The 23,673-nt window shown below is 70.9% G+C and carries 22 protein-coding genes and 2 pseudogenes; 14 read left to right on the top strand and 10 right to left on the bottom strand.

The features are described from left to right. The first annotated feature begins 534 nt into the window (after nt 1–534). The 5 genes from ACGFZQ_RS43610 to gndA are packed head-to-tail and all read left to right on the top strand — an operon-like array spanning nt 535 to nt 5,580. The gene (locus tag ACGFZQ_RS43610; protein WP_393845107.1) at nt 535–1,173 is read left to right on the top strand and encodes an RraA family protein; all 639 of its coding nucleotides are present in this window, start codon (nt 535–537) and stop codon (nt 1,171–1,173) included. After that, nucleotides 1,170–2,237, top strand: coding sequence for a D-2-hydroxyacid dehydrogenase (locus tag ACGFZQ_RS43605; protein WP_393845106.1), 1,068 nt, complete (start codon nt 1,170–1,172; stop codon nt 2,235–2,237). Before ACGFZQ_RS43610 ends, ACGFZQ_RS43605 begins: the two co-directional genes overlap by 4 nt. 20 nt (nt 2,238–2,257) lie before the next feature. Next, nucleotides 2,258–3,028 carry an SDR family oxidoreductase gene (locus ACGFZQ_RS43600; RefSeq protein ID WP_393845105.1) on the top strand — a complete coding sequence of 257 codons (771 nt, stop codon included), beginning with the start codon at nt 2,258–2,260 and terminating at the stop codon, nt 3,026–3,028. A gap of 13 nt (nt 3,029–3,041) precedes the next feature. Further along, nucleotides 3,042–4,076 (top strand): L-idonate 5-dehydrogenase, encoded by a 1,035-nt coding sequence (locus ACGFZQ_RS43595; protein WP_393845104.1) that lies wholly within the window; start codon nt 3,042–3,044, stop codon nt 4,074–4,076. 52 nt (nt 4,077–4,128) lie between these two features. Then, on the top strand, nt 4,129–5,580 hold the full coding sequence (gene gndA, locus ACGFZQ_RS43590; RefSeq protein WP_393845103.1) for an NADP-dependent phosphogluconate dehydrogenase: 1,452 nt from the start codon (nt 4,129–4,131) through the stop codon (nt 5,578–5,580). 348 nt (nt 5,581–5,928) lie between these two features. Here gndA and ACGFZQ_RS43585 read toward each other — a convergent pair. Beyond that, nucleotides 5,929–6,135 (bottom strand): annotated as a pseudogene (locus ACGFZQ_RS43585) (hypothetical protein); the annotation flags it as partial. Between ACGFZQ_RS43585 and ACGFZQ_RS43580 the strand changes: the two are divergent. Further along, nucleotides 6,131–6,301 (top strand): annotated as a pseudogene (locus ACGFZQ_RS43580) (beta-1,3-glucanase family protein); the annotation flags it as partial. The pseudogenes ACGFZQ_RS43585 and ACGFZQ_RS43580 sit on opposite strands and share 5 nt — an antisense overlap. Before the next feature lie 95 nt (nt 6,302–6,396). On the opposite strand, the gene ACGFZQ_RS43575 reads toward ACGFZQ_RS43580, so the two are convergent. Genes ACGFZQ_RS43575 through ACGFZQ_RS43555 form a run of 5 tightly spaced genes read right to left on the bottom strand, consistent with a single transcriptional unit; the run spans nt 6,397 to nt 10,433 of the window. Continuing rightward, nucleotides 6,397–6,990 carry a hypothetical protein gene (locus ACGFZQ_RS43575; protein WP_393845102.1) on the bottom strand — a complete coding sequence of 198 codons (594 nt, stop codon included), beginning with the start codon at nt 6,988–6,990 and terminating at the stop codon, nt 6,397–6,399. A 44-nt stretch (nt 6,991–7,034) separates the two neighbouring features. Then, nucleotides 7,035–8,297, bottom strand: coding sequence for an ABC transporter permease (locus tag ACGFZQ_RS43570; protein ID WP_393845101.1), 1,263 nt, complete (start codon nt 8,295–8,297; stop codon nt 7,035–7,037). Then, nucleotides 8,294–9,001, bottom strand: coding sequence for an ABC transporter ATP-binding protein (locus tag ACGFZQ_RS43565; protein ID WP_393845100.1), 708 nt, complete (start codon nt 8,999–9,001; stop codon nt 8,294–8,296). Before ACGFZQ_RS43565 ends, ACGFZQ_RS43570 begins: the two co-directional genes overlap by 4 nt. Then, complete coding sequence (locus ACGFZQ_RS43560) at nt 8,998–10,311, bottom strand: hypothetical protein (protein WP_393845099.1); 1,314 nt, start codon at nt 10,309–10,311, stop codon at nt 8,998–9,000. The genes ACGFZQ_RS43565 and ACGFZQ_RS43560 overlap by 4 nt, the downstream gene beginning before the upstream one ends. After that, nucleotides 10,308–10,433 (bottom strand): hypothetical protein, encoded by a 126-nt coding sequence (locus tag ACGFZQ_RS43555; protein ID WP_393845098.1) that lies wholly within the window; start codon nt 10,431–10,433, stop codon nt 10,308–10,310. The genes ACGFZQ_RS43560 and ACGFZQ_RS43555 overlap by 4 nt, the downstream gene beginning before the upstream one ends. A 186-nt stretch (nt 10,434–10,619) precedes the next feature. On the opposite strand from ACGFZQ_RS43555, the gene ACGFZQ_RS43550 reads away from it, so the two are divergent. Together ACGFZQ_RS43550 and ACGFZQ_RS43545 are read left to right on the top strand one after the other, a co-directional pair. Beyond that, nucleotides 10,620–11,351 (top strand): response regulator, encoded by a 732-nt coding sequence (locus tag ACGFZQ_RS43550; RefSeq protein WP_393845097.1) that lies wholly within the window; start codon nt 10,620–10,622, stop codon nt 11,349–11,351. Continuing rightward, nucleotides 11,329–13,110: a sensor histidine kinase gene (locus tag ACGFZQ_RS43545; RefSeq protein ID WP_393845096.1), complete on the top strand. Its 1,782-nt coding sequence runs from the start codon at nt 11,329–11,331 to the stop codon at nt 13,108–13,110. The genes ACGFZQ_RS43550 and ACGFZQ_RS43545 overlap by 23 nt, the downstream gene beginning before the upstream one ends. A 94-nt stretch (nt 13,111–13,204) precedes the next feature. On the opposite strand, the gene ACGFZQ_RS43540 is transcribed toward ACGFZQ_RS43545, so the two are convergent. From ACGFZQ_RS43540 to ACGFZQ_RS43525, 4 genes are all read right to left on the bottom strand, one after another. After that, nucleotides 13,205–13,861 carry a response regulator gene (locus ACGFZQ_RS43540; protein ID WP_393845095.1) on the bottom strand — a complete coding sequence of 219 codons (657 nt, stop codon included), beginning with the start codon at nt 13,859–13,861 and terminating at the stop codon, nt 13,205–13,207. Next, on the bottom strand, nt 13,858–15,111 hold the full coding sequence (locus tag ACGFZQ_RS43535; protein WP_393845094.1) for a sensor histidine kinase: 1,254 nt from the start codon (nt 15,109–15,111) through the stop codon (nt 13,858–13,860). The genes ACGFZQ_RS43540 and ACGFZQ_RS43535 overlap by 4 nt, the downstream gene beginning before the upstream one ends. A gap of 134 nt (nt 15,112–15,245) precedes the next feature. Then, nucleotides 15,246–16,391, bottom strand: coding sequence for an ABC transporter substrate-binding protein (locus ACGFZQ_RS43530; protein WP_393845093.1), 1,146 nt, complete (start codon nt 16,389–16,391; stop codon nt 15,246–15,248). Nucleotides 16,392–16,821: 430 nt separating this feature from the next. Then, on the bottom strand, nt 16,822–17,595 hold the full coding sequence (locus ACGFZQ_RS43525) for an IclR family transcriptional regulator (protein ID WP_393845092.1): 774 nt from the start codon (nt 17,593–17,595) through the stop codon (nt 16,822–16,824). A gap of 81 nt (nt 17,596–17,676) precedes the next feature. On the opposite strand from ACGFZQ_RS43525, the gene asnB reads away from it, so the two are divergent. From asnB to ACGFZQ_RS43495, 6 genes are all read left to right on the top strand, one after another. Next, nucleotides 17,677–19,224, top strand: a complete 1,548-nt coding sequence (asnB, locus tag ACGFZQ_RS43520; protein ID WP_393845091.1) for an asparagine synthase (glutamine-hydrolyzing) — start codon at nt 17,677–17,679, stop codon at nt 19,222–19,224. A gap of 417 nt (nt 19,225–19,641) precedes the next feature. Then, on the top strand, nt 19,642–20,412 hold the full coding sequence (locus tag ACGFZQ_RS43515) for an SDR family NAD(P)-dependent oxidoreductase (RefSeq protein WP_393845090.1): 771 nt from the start codon (nt 19,642–19,644) through the stop codon (nt 20,410–20,412). Between the two features lie 485 nt (nt 20,413–20,897). Continuing rightward, a complete protein-coding gene (locus tag ACGFZQ_RS43510; RefSeq protein WP_393845089.1) occupies nt 20,898–21,200 on the top strand; it encodes a hypothetical protein in 303 nt (100 codons plus the stop codon). Nucleotides 21,201–21,504: 304 nt separating this feature from the next. After that, nucleotides 21,505–22,233: a nuclear transport factor 2 family protein gene (locus ACGFZQ_RS43505; protein ID WP_393845088.1), complete on the top strand. Its 729-nt coding sequence runs from the start codon at nt 21,505–21,507 to the stop codon at nt 22,231–22,233. 1 nt (nt 22,234) lies between these two features. After that, nucleotides 22,235–22,975, top strand: a complete 741-nt coding sequence (locus ACGFZQ_RS43500; RefSeq protein ID WP_393845087.1) for a nuclear transport factor 2 family protein — start codon at nt 22,235–22,237, stop codon at nt 22,973–22,975. Between the two features lie 10 nt (nt 22,976–22,985). Next, on the top strand, nt 22,986–23,666 hold the full coding sequence (locus ACGFZQ_RS43495; RefSeq protein WP_393845086.1) for a nuclear transport factor 2 family protein: 681 nt from the start codon (nt 22,986–22,988) through the stop codon (nt 23,664–23,666). The last annotated feature ends 7 nt before the right edge of the window (nt 23,667–23,673 follow it).

Below are 23,673 nucleotides of genomic sequence, written 5' to 3'. Positions count from 1 at the left end.
TGCGGCACGGATGCATGCACACTGGCTCTCGCGAAACGCGAAAGATTTCTCGTTTTTCTAGACAGGACGGGATGGCCCATGGCCCCACCACCAGAGCTCCGGCGTCGCCGCTGCCGGGCTGCCGCATGTGAGACCCGTACCGGCGGCTGAAGCGCGGGCCGGAGGCGGAACGACGCGGTATGCGTCCCGTCCGCCGGAACGCCGCGGGAGCTTGCCGTCTGCGACGGCCGACCTCGCCGGGATATACACGACTGATCGGGCAGGCCAGTACCAGGACCCTGTCGAACCGTTCACGCGGAAGTACGGGCGATCAACGCGCCACGGCGCTCGCTCCCACGGCCATGTCCCGCCGTAACGGTGCGCCGCGCCGACCCCCCCTCGGCAGACCCGCGCGGACACCGCGCACGGTAGGGGGCCTCGGCTCCTCCTGCTTCGGCCGGTGAACAGGAGCAAGCCGGACACGCCTCCCCGCGGCGGCCGATGCCGGATGCCCTCCGTGCCTTCCTCTCCACACCCACCCTCAGGGAGACCGCTATGACCCAGGACAACGTGCGCGTGAACACCGCATGGGAACGCGTCGACGAGACAGTGCTCGATCGGTTCCGTACCCACTCCGTTGCCAACCTCGGTGACGCCCTCGACCGCCTGAACATCGTCGACGGGGGCATCTCACCCGTCTGGAGCGGTGCCAGGGCCGTCGGCAGGGCGCTTCCGGTCCTGACCGTCGCGGGCGACAACAAGGCCGTGATCGCCGCGCTCGAGCACATCCGCCCCGGAGACATCCTCGTCATCAACGCATTCGGCTACGACGGCCGCGCGATCATCGGCGACAACCTCGCCCAGCGATTCGCCGTGTACGGCGCCGCCGGCGCGGTCGTCGACGGATACGTACGCGACGCCGCGATCATCGAACAACTCCGCGTACCGGTCTTCGCCCGCGGGCTCACGCCTGCCGGCCCGTTCAAGAACGGCCCGGGCACGATCGGCGAACCCGTCGCCATTGGCGGCGTCGTGGTGAACCCCGGCGACATCGTCGCGGCCGACGGGGACGGCGTCATCGTCATCCCGCCGCACCGCGCCGACGAAGCACTCAAGGCCGTCGAGGAAATCGTCGCCCGCGAGGCAGCCCTCGACGCCGAGGTCGAGGCGCTGCGGACCAAGGCCGCCCGATGACCGGCCAGGACCGGGTGCCGGGCCGCCTCCGCGTGGCCGTCGCCGCACCGCTGTCCGAGGAGAACTGCGCGCGCATCCAGGAGCTGGAACCGCGGATCGACCTCGTCGTCGACCGCTCCCTGCTCCCGCCGATGCGCTGGCCCGCCGACTTCGCCGGCGACCCGGCCTGGCAGCGCACCCCCCAGCAGCAGCGCGCCTACGAAGCCGCCCTCGACGCGGCCGACGCCCTGTACGGCATTCCCGACGTGGACCCGGCCGCCCTGGCGCGAGCCGTCCGGGCCAACCCCCGCCTGCGCTGGGTGCACACCATGGCCGCCGGCGGAGGCGGCCAGGTCAAGGCCGCAGGGCTGCGCACCGACGAACTCGACCGAGTCCTCTTCACCACCTCGGCCGGAGTACACGGACGTCCGCTCGCCGAGTTCGCCGTCTTCGGCGTGCTCGCGGCAGCCAAGGACCTGCCCCGCCTGACCCGCCAGCAGCGCAACCACGAGTGGAGCGGCCGCTGGACGATGGGGCAGGTGAACCAGCAGACTGTTATGGTGCTCGGCCTCGGCGGAATCGGCCGGTCAGTCGCCGCAGCACTCCACGCGCTGGGCGCGACGGTCATCGGCACGAGCAGGAGGAACGTCGGCGTCCCCGGTGTCTCCACCGTGGTGCATCCCGACCGCATCACCGAGGTGGCCCCCACCGTGGACGCGGTCGTGAACACGCTCCCCGGTACCGAGGCGACCGAGCACCTCCTCGGCAAGCGGTTCTTCGACGCCGTCCGGCCCGGCGCAGCCCTCGTCAACGTCGGCCGCGGCAGCGTCGTCGACGAGGCCGCCCTGGTCGACGCACTCGACTCCGGCCGTATCGGCTTCGCCGCGCTGGACGTCTTCGAGACCGAACCGCTGCCGGCCCACAGCCCGCTCTGGGATCACGCCCGCGTGCTGCTGAGTCCGCACACCGCCGCGCTCGACACGGCGGAGGACCGCCTCATCGCCGAACTCTTCGCCGCCAACGCCACCCGTCTCCTCGACGGACAGAGCCTGATCAACCGCGTGAACACCGTCGAGTTCTACTGACCAGGAAGACAGCCACGCACATGACCTCCCCTTTCGACCTCACCGGCAAAGTCGCCCTGGTCACCGGATCGAGCCGCGGCATCGGACTCGGCATCGCCACGGGACTCGCGGACGCCGGGGCCACCCTTGTTCTCAACGGCATCGACCCGGGCCGCCTCGAAGCAACACGCACGGCACTCGCCCGCCGGTTCGGCGCCCACCGTGTCGCGGCACACGCGTTCGACATTGTCGACGAGGACGCCGTGGCGGAGGCCATCGCGTCGATCGAGTCCGAAGTCGGCGCCATCGACATCCTGGTGAACAACGCCGGCGTCCAGCACCGCGAACCCCTCGTCGAGGTGAGCCTCGACGACTGGCGGCGGGTCGTCGACACCGACCTCACCGGCGCCTTCGTCGTGGGCCGCCATGTCGCCCGCCGGATGCTGCCGCGCCGCACCGGCAAGATCATCAACATCTGCTCGGTCCAGACCGACCTCGCCCGCCCGACCATCGGCCCCTACACGGCGGCCAAGGGCGCCCTACGCAACCTCACCCGGGCCATGACAGCGGAATGGGCAGGCGAAGGACTGCAGATCAACGGAATCGCGCCCGGATACATCCACACGGAGATGACGCAGAACCTCGTGGACGACGACGAGTTCAACGCATGGATCCTCGGCCGCACCCCCGCCCGGCGCTGGGGAACGGTGACCGACGTGGTCGGCCCCACAGTGTGGCTCGCGTCCAACGCATCCGACTACGTCAACGGCCAGATCATCTTCGTCGACGGTGGCATGACGGTCGTCGTCTGAGAAGGGAACGTCCATGACCCCCAGCACCACCACCGCGGTCGTCGCCCACGGCGCCGACGACGTCCGAATCGAGCGTGTCGCCGTACGCTCTCCCGAGCCCGGCGAGGCGGTCGTCGCCGTCGCCTACGGCGGCATCTGCGGCTCCGACCTGCACTACTGGCGCCACGGCGCCGTAGGGCAATCCGTCCTGCGGGCGCCGATGGTCCTCGGACACGAGGTGGTCGGAACCGTCGTACGGGCGGCGGCCGACGGAACCGGACCGGCCGCAGGCGCCCGGGTCGCGGTCCACCCGGCGACGCGCGAGGACACCGACGTCCGCTTCCCCCACGACCGGCCCAACCTCTCCCCGGGTGTGCGCTACCTCGGCTCGGCCGCGCGGTTCCCCCACACCGAGGGCGCCTTCGCCCGCGAGATCGTGCTTCCCTCGGCGATGCTGCGCGAACTGCCCGCCGGACTCGACCTGCGCATCGCGGCCCTGGCCGAGCCGGCCGCCGTCGCCTGGCACGCCGTGTCACAGGCGGGCGACCTGCGAGGCAAGCGTGTCCTGGTCGTCGGCAGCGGGCCCATCGGCGCTCTCGCCGTCGCGGTGGCGGCGCGAAAGGGCGCCTCCGAGATCGTGGCTGTCGACCTGCACGCGAAGCCTCTCGACATCGCAACCGCGGTCGGAGCAACGCGGACGCTCCACGCCGGTGACGCCGAAGGCATCGCCTCCGTGGACGCCGATGTCGTGATCGAGTCCTCTGGCAACCACCGCGGTCTCGCCTCCGCCATCACCGGTGCCACCCGGGGCGGAACGGTGGTCATGGTCGGCCTCCTGCCGGGCGGCGACCAGCCCGTGCCGATCGCGCACGCCATCACCAGAGAGCTGCGCCTGGTCGGCTCATTCCGGTTCAACGACGAGATCGACCAGGTCATCGCATGCATGGCCGACGGATCCCTGGCAGTCGGCCCGGTCATCACCCACACCTTCCCGGTCGACGATGCACTGAAGGCCTTCGCCGTCGCCGCCGACGCTTCGGTCTCGGGCAAAGTGCTCCTCACGTTCTGATACTGACGACTCGTACGGGCTCGCCCGTCCCCTCTGATCGAAAGAGGTCCAGATGAACACCAGCGCAGCGGCAAACATAGGCGTCGTCGGGCTGGCGGTGATGGGATCGAACCTGGCGCGCAACCTCGCTTCCCGCGAGGGCAACACCGTCGTCGTCTACAACCGCACTCACGCTCGTACCGAAGAACTCGTCAACGGGCACCCTGAGGCGGGCTTCATCGCCGCCGCGTCGATCGACGAGTTCGTCGCGTCACTGGCGAGGCCGCGTACCGCGATCATCATGGTGCAGGCAGGAGCGGGCACGGACGCGGTCGTCGACCAGCTCGCCGAGCGCTTCGAGCCCGGCGACATCATCGTCGACGGCGGCAACGCGAATTTCCAGGACTCCATCGCCCGTGAGCAGCGGATGGCTCCCACCGGCATCCACTTCGTCGGCGTCGGCGTCTCCGGCGGCGAGGAGGGCGCGCTCAACGGCCCGTCGATCATGCCGGGCGGCTCGGAGGAGTCCTTCCGGACCCTCGGGCCGATCCTCGCATCGATCGCCGCGGTCGCCGAGGGAGAGCCCTGTGTCACGCACGTGGGCACCGACGGCGCCGGTCACTTCGTCAAGATGATCCACAACGGCATCGAGTACGCCGACATGCAGTTGATCGGCGAGGCGTACGACCTCCTGCGGACGGTGGGCGGTCTCCAGCCGCGGGCCATCGCCGACATCTTCGCCGAGTGGGACAAGGGCCCGCTCGAGTCCTACCTGATCGAGATCACCGCAGAAATCCTGCGCCAGGTCGACGCCACCACCAAAGAGCCGTTCGTGGATGTCGTGCTGGACCAGGCCGGCTCCAAGGGCACCGGTGTGTGGACCGTGCAGAACGCCCTCGATCTCGGCATCCCGGTGGGCGGCATCGCCGAAGCCGTGTTCGCCCGTGCCGTCTCCTCCAAGCCGGCGCAGCGCGCGGCGGTGCGACGGCTGGTCACCTCCCGCCCGGAAGTACAGAAGGCCGGCTCCGCCTTCGCGGAGGACGTCGCCAAGGCCCTCTACGCTTCAAAGGTCGTCTCCTACGCGCAGGGCTTCGACGCCATCGTCGCCGGCGCCGAGAAGTACGGCTGGAACATCCACAAGGACAGGATCGCCAAGATCTGGCGCGGCGGCTGCATCATCCGTGCGCGCTTCCTCGACCGTATAGCGGAGGCGTACACCGAGAATCCAGACATCGCCACGCTGCTCGAAGCACCGTACTTCGCACAGGCCGTCGCCGAGGGAGAGGCCGCCTGGCGTCGCATCGTCGCTACTGCCGCACTCTCCGGGGTGCCGGTCCCGGGCTTCAGTTCTGCACTCGGCTACTTCGACTCACTGGCCGCCGAGCGGCTCCCCGCAGCGCTCATCCAGGGACAGCGCGACTTCTTCGGCGCCCACACCTACCGGCGCACAGACAAGGAAGGCACGTTCCATACCCTGTGGTCCGGCGACCGCACCGAGATCGAGGTCGAAGGCTCCAGCCACTGACCCGCTCGGGCTGCAGCTCATCGGGCAACCTGACCGCTTGGGCCCACTCTTCGCAGTCGGACACGCCATGGAACAAGCGGCCCGCGCACGGCGGCGCTGGAGGACCCTTGTAGGTCATACGTACCAATACACGTTGAGCGAGCGGCCGTTGGGCCTGCGCGGTGTCGTAGTCCGGCCCGGGTGCGCCGGTGCTTCTGCGACCGGAGAAGCTGTTCCCGCCGGACGCGTTCGTCGAGCGGGTCGGCGGACTGACGGAGCGGCACCGCCGGCCGAGTATCGGAGGGGCCCGGCCACGCCTGGCCCGACGTCCCGCCCCTCCGAGAGGGGCGGGACTCATGAGGCGTCCGATCACCTCAGCGCAGGTGGCGCGGCCTGTGCGGACGTCCCCCACTCCGAAGGCCGCGGGCCCACAGTGAAGGCGAGCGAGCGCAGGGAGCGCAGCGCGTCGGTCGTCAGGTAGGTCCGGTCGTAGGCGGTCCCGTCCGTGCGCGCCGACTGGATGTAGCGGTCGTCCTGCGAGGTGCCGGGTGCCGTCATCGTCAGGGCCCGCTCCGGCTTCTACCAGGACGTCGTCACCAACCACTACGCCCGCAAGATCCACGCCCAGATGGCCGACGGCAAGGCGTACGCCTTCGCCTTCGACGATGTCGGCAACTACGAGTCGCTGGTCAACGACAGCAACCCGCAGCAGGCGTACATCACCCTCGACCCTTTCAACTGACCCCGATCCGGTCCTTCCAGGGCCGGCGGAGCGGCGGTTGCCGCCACCTGGCACACCAGGTGGCGGCATGGGCGCTCTCGACGGCCTGTGGTCGGCTATTTCGCGACGTACGCGTCGGCCTCGCACTTCTTGACCCACTTCTCCTGGCTCGCCGTCGGAAAGCGGGCATGGGCCAAGGCATAGTAGCCGGGAGAGTCCCACGTGGGTTCCGCGGCGATGCCGTGGGACTGCATGCAGCTGATCCACTGCCGGTACTTGTCCTTCCAGTTGGGATCCTCCTTGGAGACCCGGTCGGGCAGGGTTTCCGGCTCTTTGGACGCGCATGCCTTCAGCGCGGCCTTGTACAACTCGTCGTTCCCGCCCTTGTACCCCTTCCAGCTGCCGTCATCGTTCTTGAGCATGTACTTCGCCAGGCCGTGCTGGGCCTGGCAGTCCTGGTACACCTGCCCCAGCCGCCATTCCTCCTCCTCCGTCGTGTCGGGCCGTATGAGGGGCCGTTCGACCTGCACCGCTGTCTGAGACGGTGCACCGCTGGGCGTGGCCACGCTCGCGACGCCGTTGTCCGCGGCGTCCTCGGCGGGCTTGGATCCTCCGCCGCAGGCCGTGAGGAGCCCCAACGAGGCCAGAGCGGTGGCCGCTGTGAGACAGCGGACGAAATGCGCCGGGCGGGGCGCGATGAATGTACGCATTGGAACGATCATCTCCAGTGGTGTGCCGGTGTGCCGGTGGGTCTTCAGGTGGTGGCCAGCGCCGCCGTCGGGGACAGTCGGGACGCCCGGACGGCCGGGTACACGCCCGCGATGACGCCGATGAGTACGGCGCCGCACAGTCCGCCGGTCACCGCGTTGAGCGGGATCACCGGCGGCCAGTTCTTGTAGGTCGCGTAGCCCACGGTCGCGAGGACCCCGACGATGATCCCGGTGAGACCACCGAGGCCGGACAGCGCGATCGACTCGGTGAGGAACTGGCCGCGGATCTGCCCCCGGTTGGCGCCCAGGGCGCGGCGCAGTCCGATCTCGCGGCGGCGTTCGAGCACGGAGATCACCATGGTGTTGGCGACGCCGATGCCGCCGACCAGCAGGGCGAGTCCGGCCAGGCCGACGAACAGCCCCGAGAACGTGGCCTCGGCGGACCGCTTCGCGGCCAGGGCGTCCGACGGCCGGCTGACCAGGACCATGCTCGGGGACTGCGGGCTGATGGTGGCGGGAAGCACCGCGTCCACGTCCTCGATCGCCGCCTCGTGCGCCTGGATGAACAGCTGTGTCGGCCTGCGGTCGAATCCGAGTTGGCTGTGCGCGGCCTCCCAGCCGACCAGGACGGACCGGTCGATGTCCGGAGTCAGCGGTGTGGTGCGCAGAATCCCGATGACGCTGAACCACCGGTCGCCGATCAGTACGAGGGGCGGCGGTTCGCCGGGGCGCAGGTCGCGGTAGCCCAGGCGGGCCGCCGCGACCGAGCCGAGAACGGCGGTGGGGAACCGGTCGGTGGCCGCGGTGAGGTACCGGCCCGAGCGGACCTTCGCGTTGATCACGTCGAGCAGGTTCGGCCGGGCGGCCAGTACCGTCAGGCCGGACAGGTCCAGCTCACCGATCCGGTCGGAGCGCCGGACCACCGTATGGGTGTTGGCCACCGCGGTCACGGCCTGCACGGGGCCGACTCGGGCGACCATCGCGACCGACTCGGGCGGGAACGAGGCCGGCTCCCCCTGCTCGGCGGCATTCGCGTCCGCGATCGCCTGGAGCCGGTCGGTCCCCAGCGCGGTCAGTTCGGCGTTGAGCGCCCGCTGGCTGGAGGCCGGTATCCCGGTGACCACGATCATCGTGGCGATGCCGATGGAGATGCCGAGCGCGGACAGCGCCGCCCGCATCCGCCGGGTCCGGATGCCGATCAGGCCGAGGCGGAGCAGGTCGGACGGTGAGAGCCGGACGGGCCGGTGCCACGGCGTCGCGGACCCGTGCCGTGCGGCCGTGGGCCGGTGCCACGGGGCTGCCCTCATGTCGCGACCCTGTCGGCTGCGACGTTGTCGGCCGCGGACCTGTCGGCGACGACGAGCCCGTCCTGGATCTCCACTTGTCGCGGCAGCCGGGCGGCGATGTCGCGGTCGTGGGTGATGATCGCGATGGTGGTTCCCTCCTCGTTGAGCCGGGTGAGCAGTTCGAGTACGGCGCGCCCGTTCCCGGTGTCCAGCGCGCCGGTCGGCTCGTCGGCGAGGACGAGCGCGGGTTCGTGGACGAGCGCCCGTGCGATGGCCACCCGCTGCCGTTCGCCGCCGGAGAGCTGGTGCGGCTGGTGGTCGGCGCGGTGGGCCAGGCCGACCCGTCGCAGCGCCGCGACGGCCAGGGGCCCTCGGCGCTTCCTCGGCACCCCGGCGTGGAGCAGGCCGGTGGCCACGTTCTCGGTGGCGGTCAGGCCGTCGGAGAGGTGGAACTGCTGGAAGACAAAGCCGAGCCAGCGCCCGCGCAGCGCGGACAGTTGCCGGTCCGGCAGGGTGGTGACGTCGTGACCGGCGATCACGACGCTGCCGCTGGTCGGCCGGTCCAGGGTGCCCATGACGTGCAGCAAGGTGGACTTGCCCGAACCCGACGGTCCGACGATGGCCAGGAGTTCGCCGTCCCGGATGTCCAGGGACACCCCGGCGAGTGCCTTGACCCCGCCGGGATACTCGACCACCGCGTCCCGGACCGACAGCACTGCCGTCATGACGCGGTCACCACCCGGACGCCCTCGGCGATCCCGGCACCGCTGACCTCGACCATCCCCTTGGAGAACAGGCCGGTCTGCACGGCGACGAACCGCCCGTCGGTGAGCTGCAGTCCGTAGCCGCCTCCGCGTAGCCCGAGCAGCGCGGTGATCGGTACCGCGAGCACCCCGGTGTGGGTCTCGGAGTCGAACACGACCGAGACCTGCGCCGAGTCGAACTTCTTCACCTTCCCGGGGTCGATGAACGTGACCGTGATGGTCACCTTCTGTGCCGAGCCGTCGTCCTGGTCGTCCGATGTCTCGACCGCGGTGCCGATGCTGGCCACCTTGCCGGCGGCCGTGGTGTCGTCCGGGAGCCGTACCGTCACCGGGTCTCCGCGCTTGACGGCGCCGACCTGGGTGGCGTCCACCTGGACGGTCACGGCCTTGGCGGTGGTGGTGACCCGCAGCAGGGACCCGGCGACAGGGTCGCCGACCTGGACGACGGCGCCTTCCACCCGGACCGCTCCGCTGAGCACCGCCACGTCGCCGGTCTCGATCACACCGGTGACGGGCACGCCGCGAGCGGCCTGCCAGCGCTCGATCGCGCTGATCAGGGCAGCGGTGAGTACGCCGTCGCCGGACCGCACCTGTACCTGGCTGGTCGTGGAGGCCGACTGCGAGGTTGAGGATGCGGATCCGGACGGGGACGCGGACGGGGACGGGCTGGACGAAGACGTAGCCTGTTTGCCGCCGCCAGATGTGCTCGCGTCCGAGTCCGAGTCCGAGTCCGACCGCGCCGTGTCGGTCGTCGAAGCCGTGACGGTGACGGTCTGCCCCGGCGTGGGCTGACTGCCGATGTCGTAGCCCAGGGCCCGCAGGTTGTCGACGATCACGCGGACGTCGCGGCCCACCGTGTTCGGGGTCGTCAGCCGCCGGTACAGCGGGACGGTGCCGTAGAAGACCGGCACAGGCAGGTCGTCGACGCCGTACAGCGGCTTGCCCCGGGAGACCGTGCTGCCGCTCGGCGCCAGCCACGTTACCGTGCCTTCGCCGGTCCCCTTGACCGTCCGCGGGGTGCCGTAGCCGAGCGTGCCGTCGAGGGACTGGGTGTCGGTCAGGTCGGTACGCACCACCTTGACCGTCCGCGCCGACGGCTCGGACGTGGAACGCGCCGCACCGGCCCCGGAGTTCCATGGCACCGCCACGGCGACGCCCGTTCCCGCCAGCGCCACCGCTACGACGGCCAGCGCGATCCGGACGCGTCGTCGGCGCCCCCGCGGGGCCGCGCCGGCCGTGGTGGGCACGGGCTCCGGGTCGCCGCCGGTCACCGGCGTGACTCCGAGGCGCGGCGGAACAGGTCGACGACGAGGCGTGCGGGGCGCCGCGGGGCGCGCCGGCCAGGAGTCGGCACGGCGCGGGCTGCGGCGGCGTGCCGGGTGACTCGGATCATGGGTGATGACTCCCGATCGATACGGGCCGCCGGGAGCGGGACGCACCCGGCGGCCGGAGGAGGAAGAAGCACTCCTCTGCGAACGGAGCCGACGATGCCGGACCGGAATCAGAGCGGTTTCAGGGAGATGTATCGAGATTGTCAGCGGGGCGGGCCCGGCTGGACGCCCGACCTAAAGTCACCGTCATGAGCGCACGGATCCTGGTTGCCGAGGACGACGTCAGACAGGCGCAGGTACTGCGCATGTACCTGGAGTCGGAGGGGCACAGCGCGGTGGTCGTGCACGACGGACGGGCGGCGATCGACGCCGCGCGACGGCTGCGGCCCGACCTGCTGGTGCTGGACGTGATGCTGCCGAAGGTCGACGGCCTCGACGTGTGCCGGATCCTGCGCGGCGAGTCGGCCGTACCGGTGTTGATGCTGACCGCGCGGTCCGACGAGAACGACCTGCTGCTCGGCCTCGACCTCGGCGCCGACGACTACATGACCAAGCCCTACAGCCCGCGCGAGCTGATGGCCAGGATCCGTACGCTGCTGCGGCGGGTGGAGCGCGTGGAGTCGGCGGACGACGGCGTGCTGCGGGTGGGTCCCCTCACGGTGGACCCTCTCCGGCACGAGGTGCTGGACGCCTCGGGCCGCCAGGTCACGTGCACGCGCGGGGAGTTCACGGTCCTGGCGACCATGGCCGCCGAACCCGGCCGGGTCTTCACCCGCAGGCAGCTTCTGGAACGCACCCGGGGCTGGGACACCGCGCCGACGGACCGCACGATCGACATGTACGTGATGAACCTGCGCAAGAAACTGGAGCCCGACCCGCGCCGCCCCGCGTACCTGGTCACCGTCCACGGGGTCGGCTACAAGCTGGCCCCGGGACCCACCGCCGTGGAGGACCGGAATGAGCGGCGTGGCCCGCGCTAGGGTCCCGCTGCGCGGCAGCCTGTTCACCCGCCTGCTCACCGCCTCGCTGCTGGTCGCCGTCTGTGCGGTGGCCGCCACGACCTGGCTCGCCGTCACGACCACGACGCGGGCGATCCGCACGCAACAGGGGGAGTCCCTGGAGGACGACACCCGCATCTACGACGCCCTGATCGGCTACGCGGCGACGCACTCCGACTGGGTCGGAGTGCAGGAACTGGTCGGCGACCTCGCGGCGCGATCCGGGAGGGCGGTCACGGTGACCACAACCACACAGGCACGCACGCGCATCGCCGGTTCCGAGAAGGCGATCCAGCTGCCGTACCGGCCGACCGCACAGGTCGACCCGCTGCGGCTCGACCCGGTCCTGTCCGACGCCGGCACGATCGATCCGCGCGTCGTGGGCCCGTACCTCCTGGAGGCGAAGGACCGGGAGCAACTGCGGCGAACGGCCGACACGATCGCCCAGTGCCTGCGCGCGAACGGAATCGACGCCAGGATCACCACGCTGCCCAGCGGGCGCCCCGAGATCCGGCCGGACCGCCCCGCCCCCGGCCGGACGGGGAGCAAGACATGCGATCCCGTCACTCTGGCGATACCCCTGCCGTCGGAGACGCTGGCGCTGTCGCAGGTGAGCGACCTCGCCACGAAGTGCATGAAGCAGCAGGGCCGAGCGGGGCTCGACGTCCTCGCGGACTTCTCCTGGAGCTACCCCGACGCGACCGGTCCCGAGACCTCGGACCGCGCGGCCCAGGAGTGCGTCAACGAGGCCCGGCGCCAGCAACTCCGGGCCTACGTGTCGCCCCCGGTGCTGCTGTTCGTCGGTGACCGCAGCAGTCCGGAGACCTCGGGCCTGCGGCTGTCCACGGGGAACATCCTGCGGATCGTCGGGGCCGCGGCGCTCGTCCTCGCCGTCGCCGCCACCGTGACCACACTCGTGGGCCGACGGCTGGTCCGTCCGCTGCGCGTCCTGATCCAGGCGGCCCAGCACCCCGCCGGCGAGGCCGTACGGGTCCCGGTGACGGCCAACGACGAGATCGGCCTTCTCTCCGCGGCGTTCAACGACCTCGCCGAGCGCAGACAGGAGCTCGAACAGCAACGCAGGTCGATGGTCAACGACGTGGCGCACGAGCTGCGCACCCCGCTGACCAACATCCGCAGCTGGCTGGAGGCGGCCCAGGACGGTCTCACCCCGGCGAACCCGGAACTGCTGGCACTCCTCCTGGACGAGGCGGTACTGCTGCAGCACGTCATCGACGATCTGCGCGATCTCGCGGCCGCCGACGCGGGCAACCTCGTGCTGCACCGTGAACCGCTGCACGTCGGTGACCTGCTCGAACAGGTGACGGCGGCCTACCGCGGTACCGCCGACCTGGCCGGCGTCGGGCTGCGGATCGAGGCCGCCGGAAAACTGGAGGCCCACGCCGACCGGGTACGGCTGCGCCAGGTGATCGGCAACCTCGTGTCCAACGCGGTCAGGCACACGCCGGACGGCGGCTCCGTCGTCCTGCGGTCCCGCAGGGAGGGCGGCGACCTGGTCGTGGAGGTCGCCGACTCCGGGACCGGGATCGATCCGGCGGACCTGGACCACGTCTTCGACCGTTTCTGGCGAGCGGACAAGTCCCGCAACCGGCAGACCGGCGGAAGCGGCCTCGGGCTGGCCATCGTCCGCAAGCTGACGGAGGCCCACGACGGGTCCGTCTCGGTGGCCAGCACTCCGGGCCTCGGCTCCGTGTTCACCGTCCGACTGCCACAACCGTGACGTCCGACAGACGGGTCTTGCGGGACGACGAACTGGCGGAGTTGACGCGTGCCCCTGATCCGGGCCGGAGAGGAACCGAAGAAGAAGACGGGACTCACCCGTCGGCGGTGAGTTCCAGCAGGCCGCTGCGGACGGCCTCCGAGACCGCCGCGGCCCTGTTCTCGACGCCCAGCTTCCGGTAGATGCGCACGAGGTGCGTCTTGACGGTCGCCTCGCTCAGGAACAAGATCTCCGCGATCGCGCGGTTGCCGTGGCCGTCGGCCATCAACCGGACGACTTCTCTCTCACGCTGCGTCAAGTCCGGCCGGGGGGCCTCCACTTGACCGAAGAGGTCACTGACTATCCCGGGCGCGAGGCCCATGCCGCCGGCGCAGGCGCTGCGCACGGCCCGGAAGAGTTCCTCGGGCGGACCCGCCTTGAACACGTAGCCGCGTGCGCCGGCCTCCAGCGCTCTGACGACGTCGGCGCGCCCGGAGTAGCTGGTCAGCATCACCACGGGGATGCCCGTGGCCTCGGCGGCCAGCCGGCGGACGGCTTCGATGCCGTCGATGCCGTGAGTCGTGCCCCCGAACCGCAGGTCCATCAGAACGAGATCCGGTGCCAGTGTCAGAGCGAGAGCGACGGCGTCCTCGCCGCTGCCCGCCTCTGCGATCACTTCGAGGTCCGCCTCGCCTTCCAGCAGCGCCCGCAGCCCGGCCCGGACTACCGAGTGATCGTCCGCGATCAGCAGACGCAGCGCGGCGCTGGTCATCGTGCGGTCGCCGAGGGCACAGGCACGACCTGGTCGGCCCGCGGGCGGGCGGGAAGGGCGGCCCGGACCTGGGTGCCCCCGCCCGGCGCACCGCCGACATCGAGATCACCGCCGTACTCGCGAAGCCGCGCCCTGACCGAGGGAAGGCCGAAGCCCCGGCCCGGCCGGGAGGCCGTGACCATCCCGGCGGGGGCGAGACCGACGCCGTCGTCGCACACTTCGAGTTCGACCCGGTCCGTGTGACGGCGCAGCGTGACCAGCACGTTCATGGCATGCGCGTGTTCACGTACGTTCGCCAGCAGGCTCTGGGCCACGCGGAACAAGGTGGCGGCCTGCTGGTCCAGCGCGGGGTGGTGGTCTCCCACCGAGCGGAACTGCACCCGCGTGGCCGTTCCGTCCGCCTGGGCACGCGTGCACAGCAGGCGCAGGGATCCTTCGAGGCCGGCCTCGGCCACCGCGGACGGAGTCAGGTCCCCGATGATGCGCCGGGTCTCGTCAAGGCCCGCGTCCAGACCGTCGGCGACCGCGCGCACCCGGGTGCGCGCGACGTCCGGCCGCTGCTCCCAGTCCCGCTCGGCCGCCTGCAGCAGCATCAGGCTGCCGGCGAGTTCCTGGGCGAGCGAGTCGTGCAGGTCCCGTGCGATGCGCGCGCGTTCCTCCACCACACCGGCCCGGCGCTGCTGCTCCGCCAGGACTTCACGCGTGCCGCGCAGTTCCTCGACAAGGCGCTGCCGTTCCGTCGCATCCCGCTGTTGCGTCCGGTAGAGGGCCACTGTGCCCCACACGGCCGCCACGGGGATCAACACCGTCTCGGGATCGAAATGCCCGGCGGTCCTGGCCAGTTGACCGACCAGAGCGACGGTGATCGCAGCCACGGCCGTCCCGCCCGAACGTGGACCGAGAGCGCACAGTGCCGCGCACGCGAGGGGCACGGCACACCAGACGTACGTGGCGTTCAGGGGCGGCGGAACGATGACGACGAGGACCACCCACAGCAGGAGCATGCCCGCGACCCAGATGTGCCGGGCGAGCGTGCCGACCCTGCTCCACACCGCCGGGCCCGCCGCGTACGCCACGGCCAGCAGCCCGCTGGCGGCCACGATGTACCAGCACCGCGGGCTGCGGAGGTCGACGAGCCGGACCAGTGCCGTACCGACGACGACGAAGAACACGCAGTGCGGGAAGACCTTGAGGACGAAGCGACTGCCGAAGGCCGACGGCGGTACGTGAACGGGGTTGTGGTCGGACACGACAGGCCCCCAGGACGGATTGACCCACACGACACGGACAGGCGTCGGAGTCTAGCCGCCGCCTGTATGGGTCATGTGAGGAGCGAGGCCGCCGGTCCCGCCGGGGGAGTGTGGACCGGCAGCCCTGCTGGTCGTCAGGCCCCGGGGTGCAGGCCGAGCGAGCCCGGCGTCGGGGCGCCCTGGACCTCGCCGAAGTACAGGGCGAAGGTCTGCTTCCAGCGCTCGACCGCGGCACGGTCGGCCATGAAGGGCGGAAAGCCGTCGATGTTCGCGTTCGGGTACTCCCAGATCGGCTTCAGACCTGCCGGGAGAACGCTGTCGGTGCGCACCGACCAGCCGTTGAAGGACGCCTGCTGTGTGGCGGGGGAGACCGCCCAGTTGAGGTAGAGCTTTGCGGCCGTCGGGTTCTTGGCCTGCTTGAGGATCGCGGCGGGCTGGCCCCAGGCCATGAACGGGTGGCCGTCCGGGAGGACGAACTTCGCGGGAGACGACGACGGCATGGTCAGTGAGCCCGCCGCAGCGATACCGATCGCCTTCTCCCCGGCGAAGACCGCGTCCCCCGGCGAGTTGGCGCCCCGGGCGAACCGCACGTCCTGGGTGGCGAGCTTCGCCACCCAGTCCCAGCCGTACTTCTGCGCGTACAGCGTGTAGAGGTAGAGCACCGCGTCGTCGTCGTGCGGGTACGACGAGGCGATCTTCCCCTTCCACTTCGGGTCGACGAAGTCGAGCGGGGTGCGCGGAGCATCCGAACCGGCCGAGGCGACGCCGTACATGAAGCTGAACGCGACCGCCTGGACGCCGACCCACGCGCCCTGCGGATCCTTGAAGGCGTCGTACACCTCCGAGAACCCGGCGGGCTTGTAGGCGAGCAGGCGGTCCTGCTGCTTCCAGCGGGTGAAGTCCTGCAGGGTCTGCAGTTGCACGACGTCGGGGACGAGCGTGTCGGTCGCGAACTGGTTGTCGACCCGGACGTCGTGGTACTTGCTGTAGTCGACGATCAGCGTCAGATCGATGTCCGGGAAGCGCTTGAGGAAGGCCGCCTTGGTGCCGTCCTGCTGGTCGGGCGTGTCGCCGCCGGCATAGATGACGAGCTTGCCGCCTTCCGCGAGAGCGGCCTGGTACAGCTCGTCGAGCGTCCTGGTCTCCTCGGCCACGCCGGCCCGCCGGGAGGCGGCAGGAGAACCCGAGGCCGGGAGCGCGGTGGCACCGAACGCACCGAGGCCGAGGGCCGCGCCGGCGCCGGTGGCAAGGACTCGTCGTCTGCTGAGGAAGCTCGACATGCTGGGGGACCTCTCTGATCGGGATGGTCGTGCGGGGCCCGGCGCCAGGGGCAATGGTCATTCTGCTGTCGCCGAACGGGACTTCGCGTCGTCCGTACGGAGCGATGTGCGGGCAGAAGGTGGAGGCCGCGTTCAACCGAACGGTTGAACGCCCCTACGGGCCGACGTCGTGACTCTGTCAGCGATCTTGTGAGGGCCGGCCGGTGGCGGTGCGGAGGGCGTGGAAGCGGCTGAGCACCCGCCGAGTGCGGGCTTGGTTCGGTGATCCGGTCGGCGATGCGGGTGATGTCGCCGGCCAGACCGGTGAGGGCGTGCTGGGCGTGCCTTCGGCATGCCACGGTGGCGGTTCCTGCGCAGGCCGCGGGCGCGCTCGGCCGACTGCTTCCACGCCGCATCCAGGCGCCGTCACCGGCCTGGCGACGACGTTGCGTCAGGCAGGGGACGGCTCTGACCCGTTGAGGAGGGACGAGAGGCGGTGCGCTGCGGCGGTCACGGCCTCCACCACCTGGGGCAGGGCCTCCGGTGGCAACCGGAACACCGGTGCGGAGACGTTGACCGCGGCGATGACGTCGCCCCGGTGGTCGTGTACGGGGACGGCGACCGCGAGGAGACCCGGCTCCGACTCCTCGACGGCCACCGCGTAACCGCGCGTCCGCTCCGCGCGCAGGCGTTCGAGGACGGCCGGTGCGTCCCGGGGCGCCGCATCCGTGCCCGGAAGCCGGGCGGCCCCGTCGGTGGCCAGGAGCGCCTCGACCTGTTCGTCGGGCAGTCCGAACAGCAGGGCGCGGCCGGCGGAGGTGCAGTTCAGTGGCGACGTACGGCCGACCCACTCGTGCGCCTGGAGCCCGCGAGAGGTTCGCTCCGTCAGTACGGTCATCGCGCCGTGCCCGGACAGCACCGTCAGGTACGCGGGCTCGCCGACCCGGTGCACCAGCTCGCGCAGCACGGGCGGCGCCTCGCGGTGCAGCCGGTCCTCTCCCGCCGACGTGGCCAGCGCGAGGACCTGCCAGCCGATGCGGTAACGCAGACTGCGCGGGTCCCGCTCGACGAATCCCTCCTGCGCCAGGACCTTCAGGGTGCGGGACACCTGTGTCTTCTCCCGGCCCACCGCGTCGGCCACCTCCTGGACGCCCATCGGGCCCTGCCCGAGGACGCGCAGCACGTCCAGCGCGCGGTGGACACTGCTCAGGTTCTCACTCGTCATGCCACCACACTGCTACACGGCCGTGCGTATAGAGCAACCCTCATTGTTCTCATCGCACGGTACCGTCCTAAGGTCGATGGCATGTGCGGAATCGCAGCCATACACAGCAATGCAGCAGACATCGACACCGAATGCGCCGACGCGGCGGCGGAGGAGATGCTCGACCGGCTGGCCCACCGCGGCCCCGACGACAGCGGGACCCGTACGGTCGGCCGCCACACCTGGCTCGGCCACCGCCGGCTGTCCATCGTCGACCTCGACGGCGGACACCAGCCCCTCGGCGGCACCAACGGCGACGACGACTGGTTGCTCGTGTGCAACGGCGAGATCTACAACCACCAGGAGCTGCGCGACGAACTGCCCGCCGCCTTCGGCTCCTCCTCCTCCGACTCCGAGGCCGCCCTGGCTCTCCTGCGCACCGACGGCCCGCAGGGCCTGCACCGGCTCCGTGGCATGTGGGCCCTGTGCGCGGCCACGCCCGGGGGCCGGTTTGTCGCCGCCCGCGACGCCGTCGGCATCAAGCCGCTCTACTGGGCGCGTACGGACACGGCCGTGCACTTCGCCTCCGAGCTGCGCGCCTTCGACCCCGCGGTGCAGCCGTGCGCCGAGATCTTCCCGCCCGGCTGCTGGTGGACACCACAGGACGGCCTGCACCGCTTCGCTCACGCGGTCCCCGCGCACAGCGCGCCCAAGGACTGGAGCGGGGTACCGCAGGAGGCCGTCGAGAAGGCCACGTTCGATTGCGTCTCCGACTCCGTTCGCCGGCACCTGATGGCGGATGTCGAGGTCGGCGTGTTCCTCTCCGGCGGCCTCGACTCCAGCCTCGTCGCCGCCGTCGCCGCCGACGCGTACGCCCGTCAGGGGCAACGGCTGAAGACGTTCGCCGTCGGTACCGAGGACTCCCCCGACCTGCTCGCGGCGCGGGAGGCCGCCGCGTTCGTGGGCACCGAGCACCACGAGGCGCTCCTCGACGCCGGCGCGGCGCGCGCGGTGCTCGACGACGTGGTCATGTGCGTGGAGTCCTTCGACGCCAGCCTCATCCGCAGCGCCGTCCCCAACTGGTTCCTGTCCGAACTGGCCTCGCGGCACGTCAAGGCGGTCCTCACCGGCGAAGGCGCGGACGAGCTGTTCGCCGGCTACGGCTACTACCACGACCAGCACGGCGCCCCCGGGCATCTGGACGCCGAACTCCGGCGCACCGTGGACGCGCTGCACGGCCTCAACCTCCAGCGCTGCGACCGCCTCACCATGGCCCACGGCCTGGAGGCCCGCGTCCCCTTCCTCGACCACGACGTCATGGCCCACGCCATGTCCCTGCCGGCGGAGCTGAAGGCGCTCGGGGAGGACGGCATGGAGAAGGGGCATCTGCGCCGCGCCTTCGCCGGCTGGCTGCCGGAGCACCTGCTGTGGCGCCGCAAGGAGCAGTTCGGCACAGGCAGCGGCGCACAGAGTCTGCTCGCCCCCCTGTGGAACAGTCGCATCACGGACCGGGAGTTCGACACGGCCGTGGCGCGGGACGACATGCCGGAGCTGCGCAGCAAAGAGGAGCTCGGTTACTACCGCATCTTCCGCAGCGCCCTGCCCGGCGTCCGCCCCGACGCCGTCCTCACCCGCTTCGCGACGGCCTGAGGACGGCCGCGCCGTAGCGACCTCGCCGTAACGTCCTGGGCGGGGAGAGGCGGGCGACGACCTCGTTCAGGACGTCCTGCTCGCGTTGGTCGGCGAGAAGCGCCCGCGACTGCTCGACAGCGGCGTCCGGGCAGGGCGTCATCCAGAGGGTCGCGGGCCGCCGCCCCGGGGGAGGGGCCCGGTGGTCCAGGGGCCGGGGTGCAGCGCTCATGAACCGGACGGGTGAAGGGCCCGGTTCTGGCGTGGTTGTCCGGCTGCGCCCCAGCCGGTGCGGCCGACGCGGCGGCTGTCGCGGTCATACCAGCCATCCGAAGCCGCGATGTGCCTGGAGGGCACGAATTCTTGTTTCTCGCCACAGGGCGTACCTACGCTTCCAGCACCGCATTCCGGAGGCACTGGAAAAAGGGGCAGGCAAACATGGGTCGACTGGTCGGGAAAATCGCGTTCATCAGCGGTACGGGGGCTGGAATAGGGCGAGCGGCGGCCCAGGTATTCGCCGGGGAAGGGGCTTCTGTGTTCGGCTGTGACATCGATTTCGATGCCGCTGCGGAAACGGTCGAAATGGTGGAGAAGGCCGGGGGAGTCATGAAGTCCCTCGCCCCCGTCGACCTGTCGACCGAGGACGGTGCCCGGGAGTGGATCGAGGCCGGGATCGCGGCCCTCGGCGGGATCGACATCCTCTACAACAACGCCTCCGCACTGCGGAACGGCCCGTTCGAGACCATGCCCGCCGAGGACTGGTACTTCACCATCAAGAACGAGCTGGACATCCCCTACTTCTGTACCCAGGCCGCCTGGCCGCACCTGATCGCGCGTGGCGGCGGGGCCGTTCTCAACGTCGCCTCCGTGGCCGCCGTACGAGGCGCACCGTTCATGCCGATGGTGCCCCACGGGGCCGCCAAGGGCGGGGTGTTGGCGATGAGCATGCACCTGTGCGCGGCCGGCGCCCCGCACCGCATCCGCGTCAACACCATCGCCCCCGGCATGACCCGCACCGCTGCCACCGCACCCTTCCTCGACGATCCGGACGGGCCCAAGGCGCAGCTGGAGGCGCGCATCCCGGTCGGGCGCGTGGGCCAGCCCGAGGACATCGCACGGGCCGCCGCCTTCCTCTGCTCCGACGAGGCGGCCTTCGTCAACGGCGCCAACCTCATGGTCGACGGCGGCGACAGCGCGATGGCGGGCTGAGTCGCCGTGACCGCCCGGCTCGACCACGTGGGCGTCAACGTACGCGATGTGCGCTCGCTCACCACATGCTCCGGACCTGCTGAGGGGCGCCGTTATCGAGGGTCCCTCTCCCGATCCGGATATACGCAGGGCCTGGGTCACGCACCCGACAGTTCGTGAACAGCCCCGGGAAACCGGAAAGCCGACCGACGACCGTCACCCGCGGAATCACTACGGAAATATGGCGGCGTCGATGCGGGCGGGGAGGCACGGCGCGCCACGCGGCGGCTGTGAGCGGGGCCTGCCCCATCCCCGGACGCCGCACAAGGGGTCGTACGGCACATATTCATGTCACATGCCATCCATGCCGCGACGCGATTTCCGGCCGCTTCCGGCAGCGCACAGCGCTCGCTACTGTGACGACACCGGAGCCGCCTACGCGGCCCCGCTCGCACCGGCCCGTGGCCGATGCGGTGAGCGGGGTCTCCAGAGCCGAAGGAACGCGCATGACCACCATCACGTCCGAGCCGGGCCGCCGCGGCGCCACGCTCGCCGTGCGGTGGGCGCCGCTTCCGTCGGATGCCGCGCGGCGGCCCGTTTCCTTCACCGACGGCCGCCGCCATGACGCGGGACCGTCCATGACCGCTCTCGGCGGCTCGATGCCCACGCCGACCGGCTGCAAGAAGGCTTCCACGGTGATGCACACGGGCCGGCCGTGCCGTCCCGCCCATGCGGCGCCCAACGCCCGTACGTTGCTGAGAAACGGACACCGCCCGGGGCCGGTCCGCGGCCTCGCGCGTCACGCCTGACACGGCATCACCGCACCCCTTCGCCTCCGCCCTCGCCCCCGTCTCCGCCGGCGACGGTCACCGCCGCCCGCGCGCTTGTCGGCCACGGCGTCCCGGCTGCCCCCTCGCCGGTGACGGGGCTGATGGCAGGACCGGTGACTCGCCGGAGGTGACCGGGCTGGTGACAAGCCGCCGGCGAGCTGCCCCGCGACAACGACACCCGCCCCGAGCAGCGCAGGGCGCCCGCCCGCCTGCCCAACGGCCGAGCCGCGCCCTCACCACGACAACTCCGACCACGAACCGCGACCACAAGGGACGAGCAGAGTTGGACGACCACGACACACCCACACCCGACACCGTCACGCCGGATCTGGAGAGGCAACTCCAGCGCCTGGAGGGCGTCCAGGCGATCCACAACCTCATGGGCCGGCGCGCCTACCTGCACTCGGCCGGCCTCAACGACCGCGAACTCCTGGAGTGCTGGGCGACGGACGCCCCCGACGTCTCCTTCGAGGCCGAGGACTGGGGCGTGTGGGACGGCTGGGACCACATCTGGAACGCGTACGTGGAGAAGAACCCGTTCCCCGCCGGCACCCCGGGCCTCCTCATCGAGCACACGCTGACGACGCCCGTCATCGAGGTGGCCGGTGACGGCCTGACCGCCAAGGGGGTGTGGATCTCCCCGGGCCACGAGACCTTCCCCGTGCCGGAGGGCCTGCCCGCCGCTCACTGGTCCTGGGGCCGCTACGGCGTCGACTTCGTCAAGGAGAACGGCGAGTGGCGGATCCGGCACCTCCACGTCTACACCACCTTCCGCACCCCGTACGACCAGGACTGGGTCGATTCCTCGGTCAACCGCCCCGCCCACCTCCCGAAGAAGGGAGAGGTCGTTCCCGGCATGCCCGTGGTGGACCGTGCGGTGACCTTCAACCAGCCGTACGCGCTCGACGTGGTCCCCGTCCTCCAGCCTCCGCCGCCCGAACCGTACGGGACCTGGCAGGAGACCACCGGCTACACCGACCCGCCGAAGACCGACCCTTCGAAGGAGGCCTGAGGTGACGACACCGACCGGGACCCACACGACCCCGACCAGGGCCCAGCGGCTGCACCGGATCAGGGCGGTGCACGAGATCCACAACCTCATCGGCCGACACGCCTTCTTCAACGCGGCCGGCCACTACGACGACCTCATCAACACCTTTGCCCGCCACACCCCCGGCGTGACGGTCGAGCTGGCCGACTGGGGTGTGTACGAGGGGCTGGACGGCGCCCGCGCCGCGCTGGTCGGGCCGCTACTGGAGATGGCCCGCCGCAACGGGGAGGGCATGCGGGCCGCGTACCCGGAGCTGGACATCCAGGACGACCGGGCCGGGATGCTGCTGGAGGGCGCGTTCACGACGCCGGTCGTCCACGTCGCCGACGACGGCGGCTCGGCTCGCGGCGTGTGGATGGTGCTGGCCGCGCAGACGGGCTTCAACCCGGACGCGGGGCGGCCCGAGGCCGGCTGGGCGTGGGTGCACTACGCCGTCGACTTCGTCCATGAGGAGGCCGAGGACGACGGGGAGAACGGTGTCTGGCGGATCCTGCGCCTGCGGGTCGTGCCGCGCTTCCGTACCGCCTACGGCAGCAGCTGGCCCGAGAGCTCGCTGCGCCGACAGCCGCCGCCACCGCTGACCACGACGTCCGACCGGCCGCCCACCGCGCCCCTCAACGACTACACCGTCACCCGCGTGACGACGTACGACCCCAGGCCCCCGGAGCCGTACCGCACCCTCGACGACCTCCCGCCCCTGTAAAGGACCCCACATGGCACAGGACCAGGACGACTTCGACAGGCGGCTGCGACGCCTGGAGGACATCCACGAGATCCACAACCTCATGGGCATGCACGAATACCTCCACGCCGCCGGGCGCAACGGCGAGGAGTTCGAGAAACTCTTCGCCAAGGACGCGCCCGGCTTGACCTTCGAGCCCGAGGACTGGGGCGTCTTCGAGGGCGCGGAGACCGTCAAGGGCTGCTACGTCGACGGAGCCCCGCCGGCCGACATGCCGGGACTGATGACGGAACACGCCGCCACCACCCCTGTCGTCGAGATCGCCGAGGACGGCCGGACCGCCAAGGGCGTGTGGATCTCGCCCGGCCACGAGACCTTTCCCAGGCCGGACAGCCTGCCCATCGCCCACTGGTCGTGGGGCCGCTACGGCATCGACTTCGTCAAGGAGGGCGGTGCGTGGAAGTTCTGGCACTTCCACATCTACACCACTTTCCGCACCCCCTATCACCAGAGCTGGGTCGAGTCCTCGATCCACCGGCCGCCCTACTTCCCCGAACCCGGCCGGCTCATGGAGGGCATGACGCCTCCGTCGCGCCCGGTCAGCTTCAACCAGCCCTACCACGTCGACACGGCCCAGGAGTTGGCGCCGGTCCCGCCCGTGCCGTACCGGACGTTCGACGACACCTGGTCGTACACCGGCCAGCCCACCTGACCGCACC

Origin of the sequence: Streptomyces sp. NPDC048254 (genome assembly GCF_043201895.1) — a bacterium.
Taxonomy (GTDB): domain Bacteria; phylum Actinomycetota; class Actinomycetes; order Streptomycetales; family Streptomycetaceae; genus Streptomyces.
Note: the sequence above shows the minus strand (reverse complement) of the source record. Positions and strands in the feature narration are given on the sequence as shown.